Below are 19,982 nucleotides of genomic sequence, written 5' to 3' on the forward strand. Positions count from 1 at the left end.
CGGTCAGCGCTTGGCGGTCATGTTGTCCACGAACAGGCCGTAGTCGCCGAAGGCCTCGTCGATCATCGCCGGCTCGAGCCCGTAGTGCGCCATCGAGTACTCGTGGCCGCGCTGGTCGCGCGGGCGGTCGAGCGCGTCGGCGAGGTTGCGCTCGTCGGCGTCCGTCCACTTGAGGTCGAGCTGCTCGAACAGCTCGGGCACGTGGTGGAACGGGTCGGCCATCATCGCGTGGTAGGCCACGTCCACCGTGGCCTCGCGCGGCATCCTGGTACGCTCGCGGCGGGCCCGCTCGACCATCTCGGGCAGGATCTCCAGCCACGTCCGGCCGATCAGGTGCGGGTCGACCGAGCTCGGCCGGTTGTGCAGGTAGGCGAGGGACTCGGCCATGGAGCACATCGAGCCCATGACGGTGTGCGGGTCGCGGTGGGTCCACACGAACCTCGCGTCGGGGAACACGTCGTGGATCGCGGCCGTCTCCGCCAGGCAGTCGGGGTGCTTGAGCATCCACCGCCGGGCCGGGCGGCGGTACTGGAGGATCTGGAGCGCGTCGCGCACGAACCGGTAGTCGGGCCGGGCGTCGTAGGTCCGCATGAACGCGACGTACCCCGGCATGGACGCCATGGTGTTGTGCAGGCGGCTCTGGTTGAGCAGGAAGTAGATCTCCTCGACCCAGTCGGCGCGCACCGGGTGGATGCGGCCCCACGAGGGGCTGAGGGTCAGGATCTGGTCGAGCTTGCGCTGCGTCCGCCGCCGCAGCCGCGCCTCCTCCTCCTCGGAGCGGGGCAGGCCGATGTTGTCCATCTCCCACATGTACGGGCCGCGGCCGCCCTCGGCGTTGGCGAGGATCTTGTGGGTCAGGGTCGTCGCGGTGCGGGGCAGGCCGATGACGAAGACGGGCGCCTCGATCCGCTCCCGCGTCGCCTCCGGATGCCGGGCCTGGAGGCGGCGGACGTGGAACAGGTTGCGGATGCGGGTCGCGGCCATGTCGTGCACGGACAGCCAGCCGACGCCGCTGAGCGACTCGACCGCGGCGATGTGGCGGAGGAAGCCGCGCAGGTCCTCGAGGGAGCGCTCGTCCTCCTCGGTGATCACGGCGCCGTCCAGATCGGACCTTTGGGCGGCGAGCAGGCGGTCGAAGACCTTGTCGGGGTCGCGGCGGGCGCGGGCGGCGGGGGCGGTGAGCGCGTTGACCAGGCGCATACGGGTGGTGGTGCGGCGCATAGGGGGTGTGTCCTCTCTCCGTTGGCGTCGGACGCCGGTGGGGCGGGATTCCCACGTACCGTAGCGCAGTTGTCGCTGTGCGAGAAGGCCTGGCCGATGCCTTTCTCTCTTGTGGCCGGTGCGGCCGGGCTATTCGCCGGTGGCCCCGTCGATCGCCTCGCGGATGAGGTCGGCGTGGCCGTTGTGCCGGGCGTACTCCTCGATCATGTGGACGAGGATCCAGCGCAGGGACGGTGTGCGGCCGTCCTGCCAGCCGCGGTCCGCGAGGCGGTCCAGGCCGCCGTCCGCCAGGGCCTCGTCGGTGAGGGCGCGGGCCCGGTCGACGCTGCCGCGCCACAGCGCCAGCAGCGCCTCGGGGGCGTCGTCGGCGGCGGAGTGCCAGTCCCAGTCGTAGTCGGCGCCCCAGTCGACCGAGTCCCACGGCTCGCCGAGGGGCCGGTCGAACAGGAACCCGGCGAACCAGCTGAGTTCGACGTACGCGAGGTGCTTGAGCATCCCGCCGAGGGTCATGGCCGAGGCGGCGGCGGTCCGGTCGAGGCCATCGGCGCCGAGGCCGTCCACCTTCCAGGCGAGGGTGGCGCGGTGGAAGTCGAGGAAGCCGAGGAGCATCGCGGTCTCGTCACCGGAGACGGGCGGCTCGGGGCGGCCCTGCGCGTCGAAGATCGTCATGGGCGGACTGTACCGAGTCGCGGCCCGTACGGGCGAGCGGATCCGCCGCGGCCGTTCGGGAGGAGAGCCGGTGCCCGCTCCCCCGGATCTGGGGAGCGGGCACCGGAGTTGCTCGAGGGGCAGTCCTCGGCGGGGCGCGGGGCAAGGACGGCGGTCCGCCGCGGCGACGGCGGCAATTGCGTGCCTCCACCGCTTTCGCGGCTACAGCCTAAGGTCCGGGTGCATTGCAGGTCAACACGTCAGAACGTCGCATTACGATAACCGGCTGTTCGGCCGATGCCGGGTCGGGCCGACGGCCGGACGCCGCCGGACTCCGCCGAACAAAGGCGACACCCCGGTGGAGACCGCCCTCCGGGGCGGAGAGCGGACCGGCCGGGAGCGGCCGGGAAGATCCGGGACCCGCGGGCCGGGCGGGAGGTGGTTGAATCGGCGGGTGTCACCCACCCGCGAAACGGCCACCGCACCGGCGCGCGACCTGCGCCGGCTGCGCCGCTACACGTACGGCAGCGTCATCGGCTCCGGCCCGCTGGCGCTGTTCATGGGCGCCGCGTTCCTCGCCGCCTCGGACATGGACCCCGGCGCGCTGCCGCTCGCCGCGGGTGCGCTCACCGCGTCGGTCGCCCTGTGCACCGCCGCGCTGGTGCTCCACTGGAACGGCGGCGACCTGTGGCGGCGCCGGGCCCTGTGGGGCGCGGCGCTGGCCCTGTTCCTCCTGGGCGCCGGCGTCGAGGCGGCCTCGACCCCGATCGGCGACGCCTGGGCCGCCCCGACCGGGCTGCTCGTGGCCGAGGCCGCCCTGTGGGCCCGGCCCGGCAGGCGGGCCCGGGCGCTGATGGTCGGCGTGCTCGCCGCCACGGCCGCGGCGGTGGGGCTGGCGTTGGCCGGGCTCATGACCCCGCAGGCGATGATCATGACGGTGTTCCTGCTCCCGGCCGTCGCGGGCGGCATCGTCTGCCAGCTGTGGCACTACCAGGTGGCGCAGGAGATCGAGAAGGCCCGCGGGCTCGCGGGCGAGCTCGCGGTGGCCCAGGAGCGGCTGCGGTTCGCCGCGGAGCTGCACGACGTCCAGGGCGGCAACCTCACCGTGATCACCCTGAAGGCGCAGATGGCGCGCCGCTTCATGGAGGAGCGCCCCCAGCTCGCCGCCGCCGAGGTCCAGGCGATCGAGGAGCTGGCCCGGGAGACGCTCAAGGACATGCGGGCCGTGGTGGGCGGGTACCGGAAGGTCGGCCTGTCCGAGGAGATCGACGCGGCCGCGCGGACCCTCAAGTCGGCGGGGGTCGCGGCCACGGTCCCCGACGCGGTCCCGTCCCTGGACGAGGACGCCGAGAGGCTCCTCGGGCTCCTGGTGCGGGAGGCGACCACGAACCTGATCCGCCACGCCGAGCCCACCGCCGCGGACGTGTCCATCGTGGAGGTCGACGCCGCGGTCACGGTCACGGTCACCAACGACGGCGCGCCGAAGCCCGCGCACGGGGCGGGCAACGGCCTCTCCATGCTCGCCGGGCGCTTCGGCGAGGCCGGCGGCGGCGTGGAGCACGCCCACGAGGACGGCCGCTTCACCGTGCGGGGCACGCTGCCCCGGGCGGCGGCCCCGGCCCGGCGGCTGCCGCTCCAGCCGCGCCGCCGGGCCGGGCGCCTCGCCCCGGTGCGGGCCAGGAGGTCCGCGTCGTGAGCGGCATCGTCATCGTCGATGTCGACGGCACGGTCGCCCTGCGCGTCGGGAGCCGGGCCCGCGGGCCCTTCGACTGGCACCGCGTCGGCGAGGACCGGCCGAACCCGCCGGTGATCGCCGCCGTCGAGGCGCTCGCGGCGGCCGGGCACCGGATCGTGTTCCTGTCCGGGCGAGAGTCGGTGCCCGGCTGCTACGAGGACACCTTCGCCTGGCTCGAGCGGCACGTCGACATCGAGGGCGGCATCGAGCTGTACATGCGCGCCGCGGGCGACCACCGCCGCGACACGGTCGTCAAGCGCGAGATGTTCGACGAGCACCTCGCCGGCCGGGAGGTCCTGTGCGTCTTCGACGACCGCGACCAGGTCGTGCGCATGTGGCGCCAGGAGCTGGAGCTCCCCTGCTTCCAGGTGGCCTACGGGGACTTTTAGGTCGGCGAACTCCGCGGGGCGGCATCCGGCCCGCCCTCCCGTCCGCCCGCCACCACCCGAAAGGGCCTAAGCCCCGAACGTGAACGACTCCAGGTGGTCCAAGAGCACGTACTGCGAGTCGGGACTGACCTCGGCCACCCGCTCCCCCAGGGCCGCCGCGCCGAACAGGTCGACGGCCGGGTCGGTGAGCGGCTCCTCGTAGTCGTCCCAGTGGGTCGGGACCACGTACGGCGGGAAGCCCGTCGCCGCGAGCATCCGCTCCTCGTAGTCGGGGTAGTTCGGGTTGTTCCCCTGCATGAACAGCACCGTGGGGCGGATGCCGGCGACCTCGCGCTCGTGGAACGCCGGCGTCCCGTTGAAGAACAGCGAGACCTCCCCGAAGGTGACGAGGTAGGCGAGGCTGCCGCCCTCGACGAGGTCCTTGATCCGCTTGGGGCGCTTGGGTTTCTCGCCGGGGAGCGTGCCCGGGAACAGCAGGGTCTTGTGCTTGCCGCTGACGCCGTGGGAGGCGCGGAAGACCTCGACGGTGTAGCCGTCGAACTGATACAGCTCCCCGCCCTCGACCAGCGACAGCTGGTCCTCGGGGGTGTCCATGGCGCGCAGGAGGTTCAGGTGGGTCTCGGTGCCCAGGACCGTCGCGCCGGTCTTCTCGGCGACGTACGGGACGTCGGCGATGTGGTCGAAGTGGCCGTGCGTGACCAGGATCGAGTCGGCGGCGCCGATGTGCTCGTCGACCGCCGTCTCGTCGACGGTGATCTTCGTGTCGGGGTCGAACTGGCCCGGTTTCGTCGCGCCGGTGTAGGTGCGGGAGACGTACGGGTCGACCAGGACGGTGGCCCCGCCGCCCGTGAGCTCCCAGGCGTTGGTGCCCAGCCAGCGGACGGTCACTTCAGAAGTCATGGTGCTCCAGGTGGTCGATGAGGAGGAACTCGGTGTCGGGGCTGGCGGCGGCGACGCGGTCGCGCAGCGGCTTCCAGTCGGCGCCGATCGCGGCGGGCTCGGTCAGCGGCTCGTCGAAGTCGTCCCAGTGGGTCGCGACGACGTAGGGCGGGAAGCCGGTGGCCGCGAGCAGGCGCTCCACGTAGTCGGGGGTGTGGCCGCCGCCGGGCTGGAGGAACAGCACGGTGGGGCGGATCCCGTCGATCTCGCGCTCGTGGAAGCTCGCCGAACCGGCGTTGAAGAAGGAGACGCCGCCGAAGTCGAGCAGGTAGGTGAGGCTGCCGCCTTCGACGAGGTCCTCGATCCGCTTCGGGCGTTTGGGGGGCGCGCCGGGCCGGGTGCCGCCGAAGGTGATCCGCTTGTGCTCGCCGCTCGCGGAGTGGGAGGAGCGGAAGACCTCGACGGTGTAGCCGTCGAACTGATAGAGCTCGCCGCCGACGACCTGCGAGAGCTGGTCCTCGGGGGCGTCCATGGCGCGCAGGAGGTTCAGGTGCGTCTCGGTGCCGAGCACCGTGGCGCTGGTCTTCGCGGCGAGGTAGGGGACGTCGGCGATGTGGTCCCAGTGGCCGTGGGTGACGAGGATGGTGTCGGCCTTCGGGAGGTGCTCGTCGACGACGTCCTCGTGGACCTCGATCTCGGTCTCGGGGTCGGCGCCCTCGGGCGTGTAGGCGCCGGTCGGGAAGCGGCTGACCCACGGGTCGATGAGGACGGTCGCGGTCCCGGTCGTGAACTCCCAGGCGTTCGTGCCGAGCCAGCGCAGCCGCACGGACGCGGTGGAGGGCGAGGACTCGCCCGTCTGCTGCGCGGCCGCGATGCCGCCCCCGGCGGCGGCGGCCGTGACGGCGGCGACGCCGGCGCCTTTGAGGAGGCCCCGGCGGCGCACCGCCGGTGTCGGGTCTGGTGATCTGGTCATGGCGACAGTCAAGCCGCGGCGGCCGGTTCCGTCCAATATCAACACGGCTATGGGCCCATACGGGCGTTGATATCGTTGCCGCGTGGACATCATGCGGCACTTGGAGTGCTTCCTGGCGGTGGGTGAAGAACGTCACTTCGGCCGGGCCGCCGAGCGCCTCGGGATGGAGCAGCCGCCGCTGAGCCAGCGCATCCGCCGCCTGGAGAAGGAGCTCGGCGCGGAGCTGTTCGACCGCGGGGGCGGCCAGGTGACGCTGACGGCCGCGGGGCACGTGCTCATGCGGGAGGCGCCGGAGCTGCTGAAGCGCCACCAGCGGCTGCGCAGCCTGGTGCGCCGGGCGGCCGGGACGGACCCGGCGGACCCGCCGCGGCCGTGGAGTTCGCTCTACTGACCGAGCGCGTCGGTCAAGGCGAGGGCCGCGCGGCTCATGGCGAGCTCGACTTCGCGGGTGTTGTCGCGGGTGACCTGCGCGAAGACCGCGATGGCGTGGCGGCGGCCGTCGGGCCACTCCCAGACGGCCACCTCGTTGCGCCAGCCGGGCAGCGACCCGGAGCGGCCGAACACGGCGACGCCGCTGGGGGCGAGCCGGGAGAGGCGGCCGCCGGTGAGCTGGCGGGACATCCAGGTGCGGACGTCGGCGGCGACCGGGGCGGGGCCGTTCCAGACGTGCCGCAGGAACGCGGTCAGGTCCGCGGGCGTGGAGGCGTTGGTGCGGGCCGGGTCCCAGGCGCTGGTGCCGCGCAGCTCCTCGGTGGAGACCGAGCCGCTCTCGAGGACGTGCGCGAGGGCCTCCAGGTCGGAGACGTCGAGGTCGCGGGCGACCTCTTCGAGGATGGCGCGCGGGGAGCCGATGAGGCGGGTGCCCTTGAGGCCGGTCCGGGCCGGGAGGCTCCGCAGGGAGCCGATGCCGATGTGGCGGGCGACGAGGTCAGCGGCGGTGCTGTCGGAGACCTCCATCATGAGGGCGGCCAGGTCCCAGACGCTGATCTGGGAGTCGTGGCGGAACCCGGCGGTGCCGGTGCCGCCGAGGCGGTCGGCGGCGGTGACGCGCACGAGGGCGGCCGGGTCGACCAGGCCCTCCTCGACCTGGCGGCGAAACTCCCAGGCGATGAAGAGCTTGACGACCGACACGAGGATCACCGGTTCGGTCTCGCGGACGCCGAGGCCGCGCCCGTCGGCGAGGTCGCGGATGTGCGCGGAGGCCCGGGCGCCGAGCGGCGCGAAGAACTCGTCGATCACGGCTGCTCCTTCTCGCGGGTCGGGCGCCATCGTAGCCGCGGCCCGCCGTCGCTCTCCAGGGCCGGTCAGTCGGTCCAGCCGGTCAGGGCGATCACCGCTGCGGCGATGTCGGGGACGGTGCGGCCGCCGGTGGGGACGCGGTGGACCCAGGCGGGGGCGTGGGTCTCGAGGCGGCGGGCCATGCGCTTGCTGCGGGGCAGGTGCGGTTCGAGGTAGCTGCCGATCTCGCGGGCGCGCAGGCGCTCCTCGGCCGCGGCGTCGTCGGCGGTGAGCAGGACGCCGACGGGGGTCACGTCGCCGCCCATGGCCTCGGTGATCATGTCGGGTTCGAGGACCGACACGGTGTTGCAGTAGATGAGGCGCCGCTGCCCGAGTTCGCGGTAGTTGCCCCAGACGGCGGCCAGGTTCCTGGCGGTGATCCGCGTGCGGGCCGGGTCGTCCTCGGGGGCGGGGTGGACCTGGTCGAGGAAGTCGCCCTCGATGAAGGCGTGGGCGACGCCGAGGTCGGCGAGGCGGCTCGTCACCTCCCAGGAGACGGTGGACTTGCCGACGCCGGAGCGTCCCGCGATGAGCAGGACTTCGCAGGGGTTCTCGCTGAGGTTCAAAGGGCTCCTCCGTTCAGGGGCCACCACCGTACCGGTCGCGGCCGGGTACGGCCACCGGGCGAGGGGCGGGTTCCGGGGCCCGTTGGGCGCATTGCCGGTTGGTCAGGACATTGGTGCGGGGCCGTGCGTGGGGTCCGCCTTGGAGGCCGGCGGGTCCGGTCTTTCGGCGGTCGGGGTCGTGCGCCTGGAGCCGGTGCGAGCAGGGGGCGGGGTCGGCTTCAGGCGGCGAGAAGGCGCGTGCCGGATTGATGTGGGTGCGCGAGTTCGGGCTGTCGGGGTTCGAGCTGAGGGCGGCGGCGATGGAGGGGTGGGGTGTCGCCGGGGTGGGGTGGTCGGGTGCCGGTGGTGCGGAGGCAGCGGTCAGGGCGACGGCGACGAAGCGGTGTGTGAAGGGCTGGGGTCGGTTGGCGGGCCCGGAGTCGTGGGTGGCCGGGTGGGTGGGGTGCCATTGTGGATCTGGTGGGCGGTGTCGTTGCGGGGCAGGGGCACCGGTGGAAACGTGAGGGTGTTCTACCCGTGTGGGTGTTGCCGCCGTGGGGCTATCGGGGGGATGATTGGTGGTACGTACAGGGTTACGGAATCAGTGCAAGCGAACGAGATGTGTTCATTTAATGCAGACTACGACAGCCTCTGGCCGCTCGTACCGCCCACTGGTGTCGGGGCCGCCCTCGCAGCTAGGACGGGGGTTGTTTGTCCCGCGTTCCGGTCCTGCGCTGGTACCACCGTCACCGCGGTCCACGGGCATGTGACGGGAGCGCGGCCTCCTTGAGGAGGTACCGCCGGCCAGCACAGTCGGAGTCCCGCACACACCCCCAGGCGTATCCAGCACACCCACCCAACCACCACCGACAGAAAGGAAAGGACAGGACGAACCGAGCCACATCCGGCACGCCGGATAGGACCGGCAGGACGATAGGTCCACACGCCAGAGAGAACCGGCGGGACCGGCAGGCCATGGCCGCACGGCGGCGACTACTCGACGGCGATGCGAGACCCCGCCGCGAGAGCCCGCTGCGAGACAGCACTGCTCAGCGACGCCACCGAGCGGCACGCTCACGACCACGTGCCCGCCAGGACACGACCACACCCACCGGGAGGAGGTGAACCCACCATGACCACCACGACCACCACGATGCCCTGCACCGCGACTCCTGCGGCACCCGCCGCGCACCAGGCCGCCCGGCGGCAGGCCGCTGCGACGAACCCGGCAGCCACCGACACCACCGCTACCGCAGCGACGACCGGCACCGCCGCACCAGCGCTCACCGACCCCGCCGCCGCAGCGAGGCCCGGCCGAGCCGCCACCGCACCGGCAACCACCGGCCCCACCACCACCGCCGCCGGAACACCGTCGTTCGTTCCCGCCGCGACCCACACTGCCCCGGCCCCGGCGACCACCGCAGGTCCGACCCCTCTGCCACATCGTCGCCGCCGCCTGAACTTCACGTGAGCGCCGACCCGGCCCCGGCAACCCGCCCCGGCGCCGGCCCCGGCCTCCACACCTCCGTCGCCGCCCGCCCGAACCCCAACCACGAACCCGCCCGGCTTCAGCAGCGCACGCAGCACCGGCCACTCCGCCGCACCGTCGCCGATTGACTGAACCCCACTCGAGGACCGCCCCGGCCCCGGCAGGCCACCCCGGCCCCAGCCTCCACGGCCCCGTCGCCGCCCGCCCGGACCTGACCCGAGCATCAGCCCGGCCTCGGCAACACCGCCACCACCGATCCCTCCGCCACGCCGTCGCTGCCGTCTGAACACCCCTCGATCATCGGCCCGGCCTGAGCGACACACCCAGGCTCGGCTCCCCGCCTCTTCATCGCTGCCGCCCGAACCCCGCCCGAGAACTCGGGGCCGGCCCCGGCGGCACTCCCAGCCCCGGCCGTCCGTCAATGCGTGCCCGAACACCCATCGAAGGTCGGCCCGAAGGCCGACCCCTAGCTGAACGGCATTGCCCTAGGCGACCGCGACCGGGCGCTTCGGTTCGAGGACCTCGGCCTCGCCCCGGCCGCAGGCGGCGCAGACGCCGCGGCGGCGCCGGTGGTAGGCGAGGGCCGCGACGAACAGCCCTGCGCCCCACACGACCCAGAAGACCTCGGGCAGGGTCAGGGGCCAGGTGCTCGCGGTGACGCCGTCGATCGCCACGACCCGCACGTACATGCCGGCCGCGGACGTGATGAGGACCGAGACCAGGACGGCGGGGACCACGGCGAGCATCGGCGGCACCCGCTTCCCGCGCAGGCCGATCATCCAGCGCGGGAACACCTCGCCCCAGCGCTGGATCAGGCCGAGGGTGAGCACGGCCCCCAGGGCGCCGAAGGTCGCCAGGGCCGCGCCCGCGATCCACAGGCCGCTCTCCTGGCCTTCGCGGTAGAAATCGGAGTCGATGCCGAGGCTGAAGCCGAGCGCCCACGCCCAGCGGGTCGCGCAGTACGTCAAGGGCGCGGCGAAGGCGATCCAGGTGGCGGCCCTGCCGGCGCGGTCGACCCAGGACGGCTCCTCGTCGTCGGCGCGTCCGCACGCCTCGCAGGCGCCGGCGGCCCGGCGGTGGTAGGCGACGGCCGTGAGCGCCCACGCGATGCCCGCGAGGAGGCACATCAGGAGGTTCAGGCGCGGCATCTGGTACAGGTCGCCCCACCGGAAGGCGTCGGCCCAGCCGGTGAAGGGCATCACGATGAGCATGATCGGGGTGTAGGCGACGACGATGAGGGTGCGGTAGTCCTGGATCGCGACGGTGAGGCCGATCGCGAGGGTCCAGGCGAGGACCGGCAGGAGCCACCGGGCCGGGCCCTTCGTGTAGCCGCGGGCCATGAGGACCGCGGCGGCGGCCCCGACGAGGCCGAGGACGGCGATCACGGGCCCGGCGGTCTCGGGGGCGGTCTCGCCGAGGAGGTTGAATTTGAGCGCGTTCTCGGGTTCGGCCATGAGTTCGGCGTCGCCGGTGCCGAAGGGGAACCCGCCGCCGCCGAAGGTCCAGTAGAGGCCGAGGAGGCCGTACGCGAGCGTCCATGCGGCCGTGGCGTAGCCGATCCATTGGTGCCATGTGCTTCTCATGCCTCCAGTCTCGAATCCGCGGGGCGCGGCGGCCATGTGCCGAACGGCGCCTTCCCGGGCCTGCGGCGGGCCCGCATGGCCCGTTCGGCACATGGCCGCCGCGATGCGGGGCCTTTAAGCTCGGGTGGTGATCGGACGGCGGCTCGTGGCGGCGGCGGGGACGCTCGCCCTGCTCGTCGGGGCGGTGCGGCTGCCCGCCGATCCGGCCGTGCTCATGGTCGGCCCGGTGGCGGCGGGTCTGGCGGTCGCCGCGGTGCTCGCGGCCCGGTCGATGCGGTCGCGGCTCGTGCCCGCGGCGGTGGTCGGGGCCGGCGCGGTCTCGGTCGGGGTGACCGCCTGGACGCGGGCCGCCGCCGACCCCGGGGCCGAGGTCGACGGGCTGACCGGCCTGTGGATCCTGCTGGAGCCCGCGCTGCTGCTGGTCCTGATCTACCTGTCGGTGCGGTGGTCGCCGCCGCGCGCGGCCGTGGCCTCGGCCGCGGCGGCGGGCGCGGCGACGGCGCTGATCGTGCAGCGGATGCTCACCGGCGAGCCGCTCCTGTCGCTGCTGGCGGCGAGCGCCCTGTGGCTCGTCCCGGCGCTGGCCGTCGGGACCGCGGCCTGGTATCTGCGCTGGTCGGCGGCCGAGCGCGGGCGCGCGGTGGAGCGGGCGCGGGAGGAGCAGCGGCTCGGCCTGGCCGGGGAGCTGCACGACTTCGTCGCCCACGACGTGAGCGAGATCGTGGCGCGGGCCCAGGCCGGGCGGATGGTCCTGGCGGGCGGCGACCCGAAGCTGACGGTGCTGCTGGAGCAGATCGAGGCGGCCGGGGTCCGCGCACTGGAGTCGATGGACCGCACGGTGCACATGCTCCGGGTGGACGCCTCGCGGCAGCCGGTCGGCGGACTGGACGACATCGACGCGCTCGCGCGGCGCTTCGCGGCCTCCGGTGACGCCGAGGTCGTGGTGGACCGGCGGCTGCGGGGCGGGGCGGGCCGGGAGAACGGCGCCGTCGCCTACCGGGCCGTGGTGGAGGCGCTCACCAACGTGCGCCGCCACGCGCCCGCGGCCGCGACGGTGACGATCGAGATCGCCGAGGACGACGGGTGGCTGCTGGTGGCCGTGGCCGACGACGGGCGCGCGGCCCCGCGGTCGGGGCCGCGGGCCTCGGGGGGCCTGGGACTGCCGGGCATGGCCGAGCGCGTCGGGCGCCTCGGCGGTACCGTCGAGGCCGGTCCGCGCGAGCCCCGCGGCTGGCGGGTGGCGGTCAGGCTGCCGCTGCCGGAAGGGAAGGGAGTGGACGCGTGACCATCAGGATCCTCATCGCCGACGACCAGGAGGGCATCCGGGACGCCTTCCGCATGGTCCTCGACGCGCAGCCCGACATGGCGGTGGTCGCCGAGGCGGCCGACGGGCGCAGCGCGCTGGACCAGGCGCGGCACCTGCGGCCCGACGTGGTCCTCGCCGACATCAGGATGCCGGGCCTCGACGGCCTGGAGCTGACGCGGGCGCTGGCCGGGCCCGGGGTCGCGGCGCCGATGCGGGTGGTCGTGGTGACCACGTTCGACCTGGACGAGTACGTGTACGCCGCGCTGCGCGGCGGCGCCTGCGGGTACCTGCTCAAGCGCTCCGGCCCGACGCTGCTCATCGAGGCGGTCCGGGCCGCGATGTCCGGCGACACCCTCATCAGCCCGCAGATCACGGTCAAACTGCTGCGCCGGATGATCCCGGCCGAGGCGCCGAAGGCCGAGGCGGCGCTGTCCGAGCGGGAGCGGGAGGTCGCGCGGCTGGTCGCGCGCGGGCTCACCAACGCCGAGATCGGCGCCGAGCTGTTCATCAGCGCCGGGACGGTGAAGAACCACCTGGCGAACATCCGCGGGAAGATCGGCGTGCCCAACCGGGTCGGGATCGCCGCCTGGGCCTGGTCGTCCGGGCTGGTGCCCGCGGAGGGGTGAGGCGGCCTCGCGCGGCGCGCCTATGCTCGGGCCATGGATGACGCGCACCCGCTCGTGCGGGAGGTCTATCCGGACCTCGTCGACGAGCTGGTCCGGCTGCTGGAGGCCGCGGGCGAGCGGTGGCTCGCCGTCGCGGCGCGGGACCTCAGGCTCGTCGCCGCGTGCGAATGCGGCGACGGGTACTGCCAGAGCCTCCGCACCAGCGAGCACCCGCCGGGGGCGCCGTACGGTCCCGGGCACCGCAACGTGGTGCTGGCGCCCGGCGAGGGCGACCTGATCCTCGACGTGGTCGACGAGGAGATCGTGTACGTCGAGATCCTCGACCGCCCCGCGATGCCGCGGCGCGACCGGCCCGGTTCCTGAACGGCTCAGGCGCCGTTGCGCAGGTGGGCGAGGAGCACCCCGACGGGGACGCTGAGCAGGAGGACGATCAGCGCGATCCGGTAGGCGGTCCGCGCGGGGCCCGGCGCGTTGCCGCGGGTGGCGGCGAGCGCGATGCCCAGTGCCGCCAGCAGGAGCGCCGCTCCGGCGTCCACGATCGCCGGGAGGGCGGCCAGCGTGCCCGCCAGGACCGCGGCGTTGCCGAGGGCCCAGGCGGACGACTGGATCCGGGAGGCGGTCGGCGGCAGCGCCCCGGCGCGCGACCGCGCCTGCATGAAGGCGATGGCGCACGACGCGGCACCGCACACGAGGACGAGGTAGGCGGCGGCCCAGCTGCCCTTGTAGAGGTCGAGCGGGCCGGTGGCCGCGGCGGCGAGGCCGCCGAGGAGGACGCAGGCGACGCCGGCGGCGAACAGGGCGCCGGAGCCCGCGGTGGGGCGGGGCGGTGCGGCGGCTTCGCTCCGGGCCACGGTGAGCAGGACGGCGGACGCTTCGAGCGCGTCGAGCCGGTGGCGGTGCGGCGGGAGGTCCAGCAGGTCCCCCGCCGCGCCTTCCCGGGCCTCGTCGCCCGCGCTCAGGCGCACCCGGCCGGCCAGGACCTGCAGGGTGGCCTCGCCGGGGCTCTCGTGGTCGTCCAGGGCGCGCCCGGCGGCCAGGGCCATCAGGGTCTGCCGCAGGGCGCGGTCGCCGCGCACGGTGCGGGCGCTCCGGCCGCTAGCGGAGGCTTCCGCCGCGGCGAGCTGCTCGTCGGCGAGGTCGGTCAGCGAGGATCGGTCCACAGTGCTGCTTTCAGGGTCGGGCGCGGGGGGCGGTGACGGCGAGGCACAGGCCGGGTTCGGCGAAGGCCTCCAGCCGGTCGACGGTGACCGGCGACTCCCAGCGTTCGAGGGCACCGCGCATCAGGCCGAGGTGCACGTCGCAGACGACCGGCGAGTCGGACTCGGCGAGTTCGAGGAAGGGGCAGTGCCGCAGCCCGATCCGGGCCTCGTCGCGGCGCTCGGGCGCGAACCCGAGGTCGTCGAGCAGGGACGTGAGCCGTTCGACGTCGTCGGCGGAGGCGGCCGGGGCGTCCGCCGCCGAGCGCAGCCCCCAGGCCCGTCCGGCCTCCACGGCCCGGTCGCGGGCGTCGGGCGCCGCGGCGAGTCCGTGGGCGAGGGCGTCGGCGAGCAGCCGGTAGTGGCGCGGGCCGGCCGGGTCCATGCCCCGCACCGCCCGGAACACCTGGGCGGGGCGCCCGGGGACGCGCCTGCCGGAGCGGGCGCGCTCGACCCGCCCGGCGGCGACGAGCTTGTCCAGGTGGAAGCGGACCGTGTTGGGGTGCGCGGCGATCCGCTCGGCGATCTCGGCGATGCCCAGCGGTTCAGGGGCGTCCTTGAGGATGCGGAGCACTGCGTCCCGGCGGCCCCGCCTCGCGTCGTCGGCCACGTGGTGCGCTCCCTTCGTCCCGGCATCCCGCATGGCGGGGCGCGGTGGCGGCCGCGTCGGCCGCAGGGGTAGTTTACACAAACCGACATTGTGAAAACTTCGAGGCGGAGGTGCGGATGTCCCCACAGGAGACGACCGGGCAGGCGGAGACGCTCGACGTGCGGGGGCTGCGCAAGCCCGACAAGCACCCGGCGGTCTTCGCCGCCTACGACGCGCTGCCGGTCGGCGGGTCCCTCGTCCTGGTCAACGACCACGACCCGCGGCACCTGCGGGACGAGTTCGAGGCCGCCCACCCCGGCGGCCACGGCTGGGAGCACCTCGTCCGCGAGCGGGGGAACTGGCGGATCCGGATCACCCGGCTCGCCGCGGCGCCGCTCCCCCGAATCCTGGCCGACACCGCCCGCCTCGCGGCCGACGTCGGCGCGCCGGGCGTGGCCGGGGCGGTGTGGCGCCTCGACCCGGGCGACCGGGACCTGGACTCGAACGTCATCGCGCTGCCGCCGGAGGGCCGCATCGACGCCCACGACGGGCCCGACGTCGACGTTCTCGTGCACGTCCTGGCGGGAAGCGGCAGGCTGGTCACCGAGCTCGGCGCGGTCGACCTCGCGCCCGGCGCCGTGGTGTGGCTCCCTCGCGGCTCACGACGCGGGTTCGCCGCAAGTGAGGAGGGGCTACGCTACCTCACCGTGCACCGGCGCCGGCAAGCGTTGGCCATCACGACCGCACCGCCCCGGGACCGCTGAGCGGCCCGACCGCCGAGAGGAGACGATCCGATGCCGGGTCTGGACGAGAAACTGCACGACATCCACGAGGAAGTGCTGCGCCGCAACCCCGGCGAGACCGAGTTCCACCAGGCCGTGCACGAGGTCCTGGACAGCCTGGGACCGGTCGTCGCCAAGCACCCCCAGTACGCCGACGCGGCGGTGATCCGCCGGCTCTGCGAGCCCGAGCGGCAGATCATCTTCCGCGTGCCCTGGATCGACGACGCCGGCCAGGTGCAGATCAACCGGGGCTTCCGCGTCGAGTTCAACTCGGCCCTCGGCCCGTACAAGGGCGGCCTGCGGTTCCACCCCACCGTGTACCTGGGGATCGTGAAGTTCCTCGGGTTCGAGCAGATCTTCAAGAACGCGCTCACCGGGCTGCCCATCGGCGGCGGCAAGGGCGGCTCGGACTTCGATCCCAAGGGCCGGTCCGACGGCGAGGTGATGCGGTTCTGCCAGGCGTTCATGACCGAGCTGTACCGGCACATCGGCGAGTACACCGACGTGCCGGCAGGCGACACCGGGGTCGGCGGACGCGAGATCGGGTACCTGTTCGGCCAGTACAAGCGGATCACCAACCGGTACGAGTCGGGCGTGCTCACCGGCAAGGGCCTGGGCTGGGGCGGCTCGCAGGTCCGCACCGAGGCCACCGGCTACGGGACCGTGTTCTTCACCGACGAGATCCTCAAGTCCCGCGGGGAGTCCTTCGACGGCAGGCGCGTCGTCGTCTCCGGCTCGGGCAACGTCGCGGTCTACGCGATCGAGAAGGTCCACGAGCTCGGCGGCACCGTCGTCGCCTGCTCCGACTCGACCGGCTACGTCGTCGACGACAAGGGCGTCGACCTCGAACTGCTCAAGGACGTCAAGCTGAACCGGCGCGCCCGGATCGCCGAGTACGCCGAGCGGCGCGGCGCGCACTACGTCGAGGACGGCAGCGTGTGGGACGTGCCGTGCGACATCGCGCTGCCGTGCGCGACCCAGAACGAGCTCAACGGGCGCGACGCGGCCGTGCTGATCCGCAGCGGCTGCGCGGTCGTGGCCGAGGGCGCCAACATGCCGTGCACGCCCGAGGCGGTGCGGCTCTTCGCCGAGGCGGGCGTGGTCTTCGCCCCCGGCAAGGCCGCCAACGCCGGCGGCGTCGCCACCAGCGCGCTGGAGATGCAGCAGAACGCCTCCCGGGACTCGTGGTCGTTCGAGCACACCGAGCAGCGGCTGGCCGACATCATGCACGGCATCCACGACCGCTGCCTGGAGACGGCCGACGAGTACGGCGTGCCCGGCAACTACGCGGTGGGCGCCAACATCGCCGGGTTCACCCAGGTCGCCGACGCCATGCTGGCCCTCGGCGTGATCTAGGGGCCGAACCCGAGCCTGTTCGCCCGCGCGCGGATCGGCCGTTCGCGGCGAATCCGGCGGCGCGGCTACCGGTCCGCCGGGGCCATCGCGGCGACCGGCCCGTCCGCCGCGCCCTCGGCCACCGCGTTCGACGCGGCCAGCGCGAAGTCCTGCCGCAGGTCCGGCGAAGGGGCTGCGCCCGGGGAGTGCGCCGTGACCGAGACGCCGCGCACCCGGACGGTGTAGACGCCGTCCTCCGGCGCGGGGACGCGGATCTGCTGGACGTTGTTGGTCGCGCGGACCGGCGGGTTCGCGTCCCAGTCGAGGACCGCGCCCGAAGGCGTCTCCAGTTGCAGGTACAGCTCGTTGACGAGGCCGCCGAGGCCCTCGAGGGCGGGCGCATCCGTCCACACGAGCGTGACCTTGAGCGGCGCGGACGGGTCGGCGGCCTCGATCCGGTAGCGGCGGATCTCGCCGGTCGCGACCGCGTCCTCGGGAGCGTCGGCGAAGCGGACGCGCTGCGCCGCCCCGACGGCGCGTGCGACGTCGACGCGGCCGAAGCCGCTCACCGGGTTGGGCCCCTCGGGGACCTCGCCGGGGTACTGGCCGGGGATCGCGACGGCGCCGTTCACCAGGAGCGCCTTGAGGAGCGCGCCGGAGGGGCGGCGGCCGTCCTCGAGGTGGCCCTGGGCGGCGAGGTGCTGGCGGACCAGGGCCGCCGCGCCCGCGACGAGCGGCGTGGCCATGCTGGTGCCGCCGCTCCAGCAGTACCGCTCGCGCAGCGGGTGGTCCTCGGGCAGGCGCCCCCACAGGGGCTCGCCGTCGCCGTCGTACACCGAGGACAGCATGGACAGGACGTTGGTGCCCGGGGCGACCACGTCGGGCTTGATCCGCAGGTCGTCGGTGGGGCCGCGGGAGGAGAACGCGGCCATGCCGCCGGGGTCGTCGGAGACGTGCCCGGCCTGGCCGAGCTTGGGGTAGCCGCTCCAGTCGCTCCAGTTCCGGTCCAGGCCGGGAGCGGGGTCGGAGCCGCTGGGGCGGTCGTTCTCGGTGGCGCCCACGGTGAGGCAGTTCTTGGCGGTGCCGGGCGAGCCCATCGAGTCGGCGTCGATCCGGCCGTCCGCGTCGGCGTCCTCGCCGTCGTTCCCGGCGGCGAAGAGCACCAGCATGTCCGGGTGGGCCCAGGTGAACTCGTCGACCGAGCGGGCGTTCTGGCCGTACTCCCCCGCCAGGGATGCGCCCCACGAGTTGGTGTGGACGCGCGCGCCCGCCGCGTAGGCCTCCTCGAACAGCGCCGCGATGTCGCCGGGGATGCCGTAGAGCCCCGAGGCGGGCGGCGGCCAGGGGAACGTGAAGGGCTGGAGGCCCGCGGCGGCGAGCTCGGCGAGGGACTTCCACTGCACCCGTTGGTTGATCGCCTGGAAGAAGACGCGGGCCCCGGGGGCGATCCCGGCGGGCGCGGGCCCGGCCTGGGCGGCGCGGGCGGCCTCGCCGGAGCCGAGCACCGAGCCGGTGACGTGCGTGCCGTGGCCGGAGTCGACGTCGGCGGGGCCGTCGTCGTGCGCGGGCGGGTCGTTCGTGAACGGCGCCAGCACTTCGCGGGTGGGCCAGGAGGTGAGGCCGGCGATGCGGCCGCGCACGTCGGGGTGGACGGTCCAGGGGTCGCCGGTGTCGAGTCCGGAATCGGCGACCGCCACGACCTGGCCCTCGCCCGCGAGGGCGAGGCCGGCGAAGACGCGGTCGTCCGGGACGCCCATGACGGCGGCGGCGCGGTCGTTGCTGCTCTGCGAGAAGGCGTACGGGCCGATCGCCTGGATGCCCTGAAGGTCGGCGAGCTCGGCGATGAGGGCGCGCGGGACGCTCGCGACGAGGGATTTGGGCAGGACCGTCAGCACGGTGCCGCCCGCGGCGCGGACGCGCCCGGCCAGCGCCGCGGTGTCCTCGCCGGGGAAGACGGCGACCTCGACCATCTGGAGGGCGTCGTCGTCGAAGGCGCGGGGGTCGACCGCGGCGAGCTGGGCGGCGTCCTGCTCGCGCCCGCGCGCGGGGTGGAGCTTCGGGGAGACCTTCATGGCCGGGCGGTAGGGGGTGACCTCCTCGACGCGCGGGAGGGCGCGGATCGCCGCGACGCGTTCGGGGAGGGCGCCGACGAGGAGGGTGAAGCCCGAGAGGCTGCCGTGGACGTCGGCGCCCGCGTCGGTGAGCTCGGAGAGCCAGGCGGCCGTGGGCGGTCCGACGAGCTTGACGAGGTAGTAGGCGGTGCGGCCGGGCTCGGGTTCGAGGGCCACGGCCTCCTGGGCGTCGACGGCGGCGGCGAACGCGAACGTGGCGCCGGCGGTCTGGACGGGCTGCTCGGGCAGCGGCGCGGCCTCGACGCCGCTGCCGGTGAGGGCGCGGGCCTGGCCGCGGGTGCCGGAGACCAGGAGGGTGTCGGGGTACTCGGCGAGGACCTCCATGCCGGAGTCGCGGACCGCTTCGCGGTCGTCGGCGTGGCGCAGTGTGACGAGGAGTTTGGACATGGCGGCCTTCTTTCTGAGGGGTGGCCGTCCTCTCAGGGCGGTGGAGGCGGCCGTCTTCTCAGGCTACGCGCGAAACGACCTGGGGTCGGTACACCGCGTCAACCATTGGAGACGGAGTGTCGCCTACGGCGGGCTTCGCGGGGGATCTCCGGTGGATCGGGCATCGGGGCGCGCGGCCGCGGCGGACCCGCGACAATGGCGCAGGGCCCGTGTTCGAGCGATGGCGGCAGGTGCGCAGACTGTGGACATGGATGTTCTCGAGAGTTCGCCGGTGCTGCGGCTGGTCCTGCTCGCCGCCGCGGTCGGCGCCGTCGTGTTCGCGCTCGCCGCGAAGCGCCCGACCGCCCGGTTGACGGCGTGGGGTGCGGGGTTCGCCTGCTGGATCGCGGCGCTGTGCGCGGGCGGGAGCTTCTGGGAGGGCGGGTTCGCCGCGGCGGTGGCCTTCGCGATCCTGGCGCTGCCGCCGGTCGCGCTGGTGGCGGCGTCGTGGCGGCTGCCGCGCGGCCGGGCCGACGCGGTGACCGCCGAGATCGGGCTGCTGGTGCTCATCGTGATCGCCCAATGGATCGTGGTCTTCTCGTTCTCCCATGACGATGCGGCGGAGCCGGCGCCGGTGGAGCCGCTGGTGTGGTTCCTGTTCCTGGCCGCCGCGTTCGTCGCGGCCGCGGTCCCGGTGCCGAGCCGGCGGATCGCGTACGGCGCCGCGGCGCTCGCCTGCGTGCTGCTGGGCGTCTTCCAGGAGGTGCTGCTGTGGTCGGCGACCGGGCAGCACCCGGACGTGCCGTTCAACGACGACATCCTGGTCGGCGCCGTGTACGTCGGCATCCCGGTGGTCGGGGCGGTCCTCCAGCTGCTGTGGTGGCGGAGGCGGCGGCGCTGAGCGCGTCCG

The 19,982-nt window shown here is 74.1% G+C and carries 19 protein-coding genes and 1 pseudogene; 10 read left to right on the plus strand and 10 right to left on the minus strand.

What is annotated here, in order from left to right; genetic code table 11:
* Nucleotides 1–3: 3 nt before the first annotated feature.
* The gene (locus LO763_RS04825; RefSeq protein ID WP_230600814.1) at nt 4–1,221 is read right to left on the minus strand and encodes a sulfotransferase family protein; all 1,218 of its coding nucleotides are present in this window, start codon (nt 1,219–1,221) and stop codon (nt 4–6) included.
* A 129-nt stretch (nt 1,222–1,350) separates the two neighbouring features.
* Nucleotides 1,351–1,890, minus strand: coding sequence for a DinB family protein (locus LO763_RS04830; RefSeq protein ID WP_230600815.1), 540 nt, complete (start codon nt 1,888–1,890; stop codon nt 1,351–1,353).
* A 433-nt stretch (nt 1,891–2,323) separates the two neighbouring features.
* Here LO763_RS04830 and LO763_RS29585 point away from each other — a divergent pair, with 433 nt between their 5' ends.
* A complete protein-coding gene (locus LO763_RS29585; RefSeq protein WP_230600816.1) occupies nt 2,324–3,565 on the plus strand; it encodes a sensor histidine kinase in 1,242 nt (413 codons plus the stop codon).
* Complete coding sequence (locus LO763_RS04840) at nt 3,562–3,993, plus strand: phosphatase domain-containing protein (protein WP_230600817.1); 432 nt, start codon at nt 3,562–3,564, stop codon at nt 3,991–3,993. Before LO763_RS29585 ends, LO763_RS04840 begins: the two co-directional genes overlap by 4 nt.
* Before the next feature lie 66 nt (nt 3,994–4,059).
* Here LO763_RS04840 and LO763_RS04845 read toward each other — a convergent pair whose 3' ends face one another.
* Together LO763_RS04845 and LO763_RS04850 are read right to left on the minus strand one after the other, a co-directional pair.
* Entirely contained in the window at nt 4,060–4,893 is an 834-nt protein-coding gene (locus LO763_RS04845) for an MBL fold metallo-hydrolase (RefSeq protein WP_230600818.1), read from the minus strand.
* Nucleotides 4,883–5,845, minus strand: coding sequence for an MBL fold metallo-hydrolase (locus LO763_RS04850; RefSeq protein ID WP_230600819.1), 963 nt, complete (start codon nt 5,843–5,845; stop codon nt 4,883–4,885). Before LO763_RS04850 ends, LO763_RS04845 begins: the two co-directional genes overlap by 11 nt.
* Before the next feature lie 91 nt (nt 5,846–5,936).
* On the opposite strand from LO763_RS04850, the gene LO763_RS28735 reads away from it, so the two are divergent.
* Nucleotides 5,937–6,236: a LysR family transcriptional regulator gene (locus LO763_RS28735; RefSeq protein ID WP_255671817.1), complete on the plus strand. Its 300-nt coding sequence runs from the start codon at nt 5,937–5,939 to the stop codon at nt 6,234–6,236.
* Here the strand turns inward: LO763_RS28735 and LO763_RS04860 are convergent.
* Nucleotides 6,230–7,084 carry a serine hydrolase gene (locus tag LO763_RS04860; protein WP_230600820.1) on the minus strand — a complete coding sequence of 285 codons (855 nt, stop codon included), beginning with the start codon at nt 7,082–7,084 and terminating at the stop codon, nt 6,230–6,232. The genes LO763_RS28735 and LO763_RS04860 overlap by 7 nt on opposite strands.
* 65 nt (nt 7,085–7,149) lie before the next feature.
* The gene (locus LO763_RS04865; protein WP_230600821.1) at nt 7,150–7,689 is read right to left on the minus strand and encodes a P-loop NTPase family protein; all 540 of its coding nucleotides are present in this window, start codon (nt 7,687–7,689) and stop codon (nt 7,150–7,152) included.
* 1,111 nt (nt 7,690–8,800) lie between these two features.
* Here LO763_RS04865 and LO763_RS04870 point away from each other — a divergent pair.
* Complete coding sequence (locus LO763_RS04870; protein ID WP_230600822.1) at nt 8,801–9,139, plus strand: hypothetical protein; 339 nt, start codon at nt 8,801–8,803, stop codon at nt 9,137–9,139.
* Between the two features lie 503 nt (nt 9,140–9,642).
* On the opposite strand, the gene LO763_RS04875 is transcribed toward LO763_RS04870, so the two are convergent.
* A complete protein-coding gene (locus LO763_RS04875; RefSeq protein ID WP_230600823.1) occupies nt 9,643–10,740 on the minus strand; it encodes a hypothetical protein in 1,098 nt (365 codons plus the stop codon).
* Between the two features lie 127 nt (nt 10,741–10,867).
* Between LO763_RS04875 and LO763_RS04880 the strand changes: the two genes are divergently transcribed.
* The 3 genes from LO763_RS04880 to LO763_RS04890 are packed head-to-tail and all read left to right on the plus strand — an operon-like array spanning nt 10,868 to nt 13,035.
* Nucleotides 10,868–12,025, plus strand: coding sequence for a sensor histidine kinase (locus LO763_RS04880; protein ID WP_230600824.1), 1,158 nt, complete (start codon nt 10,868–10,870; stop codon nt 12,023–12,025).
* Nucleotides 12,022–12,672 (plus strand): response regulator, encoded by a 651-nt coding sequence (locus tag LO763_RS04885; RefSeq protein ID WP_230600825.1) that lies wholly within the window; start codon nt 12,022–12,024, stop codon nt 12,670–12,672. The genes LO763_RS04880 and LO763_RS04885 overlap by 4 nt, the downstream gene beginning before the upstream one ends.
* A 33-nt stretch (nt 12,673–12,705) precedes the next feature.
* The gene (locus tag LO763_RS04890; RefSeq protein WP_230600826.1) at nt 12,706–13,035 is read left to right on the plus strand and encodes a hypothetical protein; all 330 of its coding nucleotides are present in this window, start codon (nt 12,706–12,708) and stop codon (nt 13,033–13,035) included.
* Between the two features lie 479 nt (nt 13,036–13,514).
* Here the strand turns inward: LO763_RS04890 and LO763_RS29590 are convergent.
* Nucleotides 13,515–13,832: pseudogene (locus LO763_RS29590) on the minus strand (cupin domain-containing protein); the annotation flags it as partial.
* A gap of 10 nt (nt 13,833–13,842) precedes the next feature.
* Nucleotides 13,843–14,478: a helix-turn-helix transcriptional regulator gene (locus tag LO763_RS04900; RefSeq protein WP_230600828.1), complete on the minus strand. Its 636-nt coding sequence runs from the start codon at nt 14,476–14,478 to the stop codon at nt 13,843–13,845.
* A gap of 116 nt (nt 14,479–14,594) precedes the next feature.
* Between LO763_RS04900 and LO763_RS04905 the strand changes: the two genes are divergently transcribed.
* Entirely contained in the window at nt 14,595–15,221 is a 627-nt protein-coding gene (locus LO763_RS04905) for a DUF2249 domain-containing protein (RefSeq protein WP_230600829.1), read from the plus strand.
* Nucleotides 15,222–15,251: 30 nt separating this feature from the next.
* Nucleotides 15,252–16,595: an NADP-specific glutamate dehydrogenase gene (gene gdhA / locus LO763_RS04910; protein ID WP_230600830.1), complete on the plus strand. Its 1,344-nt coding sequence runs from the start codon at nt 15,252–15,254 to the stop codon at nt 16,593–16,595.
* Between the two features lie 65 nt (nt 16,596–16,660).
* On the opposite strand, the gene LO763_RS04915 is transcribed toward gdhA, so the two are convergent.
* Nucleotides 16,661–19,093, minus strand: a complete 2,433-nt coding sequence (locus LO763_RS04915) for a S8 family serine peptidase (protein WP_230600831.1) — start codon at nt 19,091–19,093, stop codon at nt 16,661–16,663.
* Nucleotides 19,094–19,340: 247 nt separating this feature from the next.
* Here LO763_RS04915 and LO763_RS04920 point away from each other — a divergent pair, with 247 nt between their 5' ends.
* Nucleotides 19,341–19,973, plus strand: a complete 633-nt coding sequence (locus LO763_RS04920) for a hypothetical protein (protein ID WP_230600832.1) — start codon at nt 19,341–19,343, stop codon at nt 19,971–19,973.
* Nucleotides 19,974–19,982: the final 9 nt, after the last annotated feature.

Origin of the sequence: Glycomyces amatae (assembly GCF_020991375.1) — a bacterium.
Taxonomy (GTDB): domain Bacteria; phylum Actinomycetota; class Actinomycetes; order Mycobacteriales; family Micromonosporaceae; genus Glycomyces; species Glycomyces amatae.

Excerpts from the sequence above, each read along its gene's own strand:
- LO763_RS04920 (WP_230600832.1), top strand. The coding sequence starts at position 19,341 with ATGGATGTTCTCGAGAGTTCGCCGGTGCTGCGGCTGGTCCTGCTCGCC.
- LO763_RS04875 (WP_230600823.1), bottom strand. The coding sequence starts at position 10,740 with ATGAGAAGCACATGGCACCAATGGATCGGCTACGCCACGGCCGCATGG.
- LO763_RS04845 (WP_230600818.1), bottom strand. The coding sequence starts at position 4,893 with ATGACTTCTGAAGTGACCGTCCGCTGGCTGGGCACCAACGCCTGGGAG.
- LO763_RS28735 (WP_255671817.1), top strand. The coding sequence starts at position 5,937 with ATGCGGCACTTGGAGTGCTTCCTGGCGGTGGGTGAAGAACGTCACTTC.
- LO763_RS04825 (WP_230600814.1), bottom strand. The coding sequence starts at position 1,221 with ATGCGCCGCACCACCACCCGTATGCGCCTGGTCAACGCGCTCACCGCC.
- LO763_RS04905 (WP_230600829.1), top strand. The coding sequence starts at position 14,595 with ATGTCCCCACAGGAGACGACCGGGCAGGCGGAGACGCTCGACGTGCGG.
- gdhA (WP_230600830.1), top strand. The coding sequence starts at position 15,252 with ATGCCGGGTCTGGACGAGAAACTGCACGACATCCACGAGGAAGTGCTG.
- LO763_RS04830 (WP_230600815.1), bottom strand. The coding sequence starts at position 1,890 with ATGACGATCTTCGACGCGCAGGGCCGCCCCGAGCCGCCCGTCTCCGGT.
- LO763_RS04915 (WP_230600831.1), bottom strand. The coding sequence starts at position 19,093 with ATGTCCAAACTCCTCGTCACACTGCGCCACGCCGACGACCGCGAAGCG.
- LO763_RS04890 (WP_230600826.1), top strand. The coding sequence starts at position 12,706 with ATGGATGACGCGCACCCGCTCGTGCGGGAGGTCTATCCGGACCTCGTC.
- LO763_RS04850 (WP_230600819.1), bottom strand. The coding sequence starts at position 5,845 with ATGACCAGATCACCAGACCCGACACCGGCGGTGCGCCGCCGGGGCCTC.
- LO763_RS04870 (WP_230600822.1), top strand. The coding sequence starts at position 8,801 with ATGACCACCACGACCACCACGATGCCCTGCACCGCGACTCCTGCGGCA.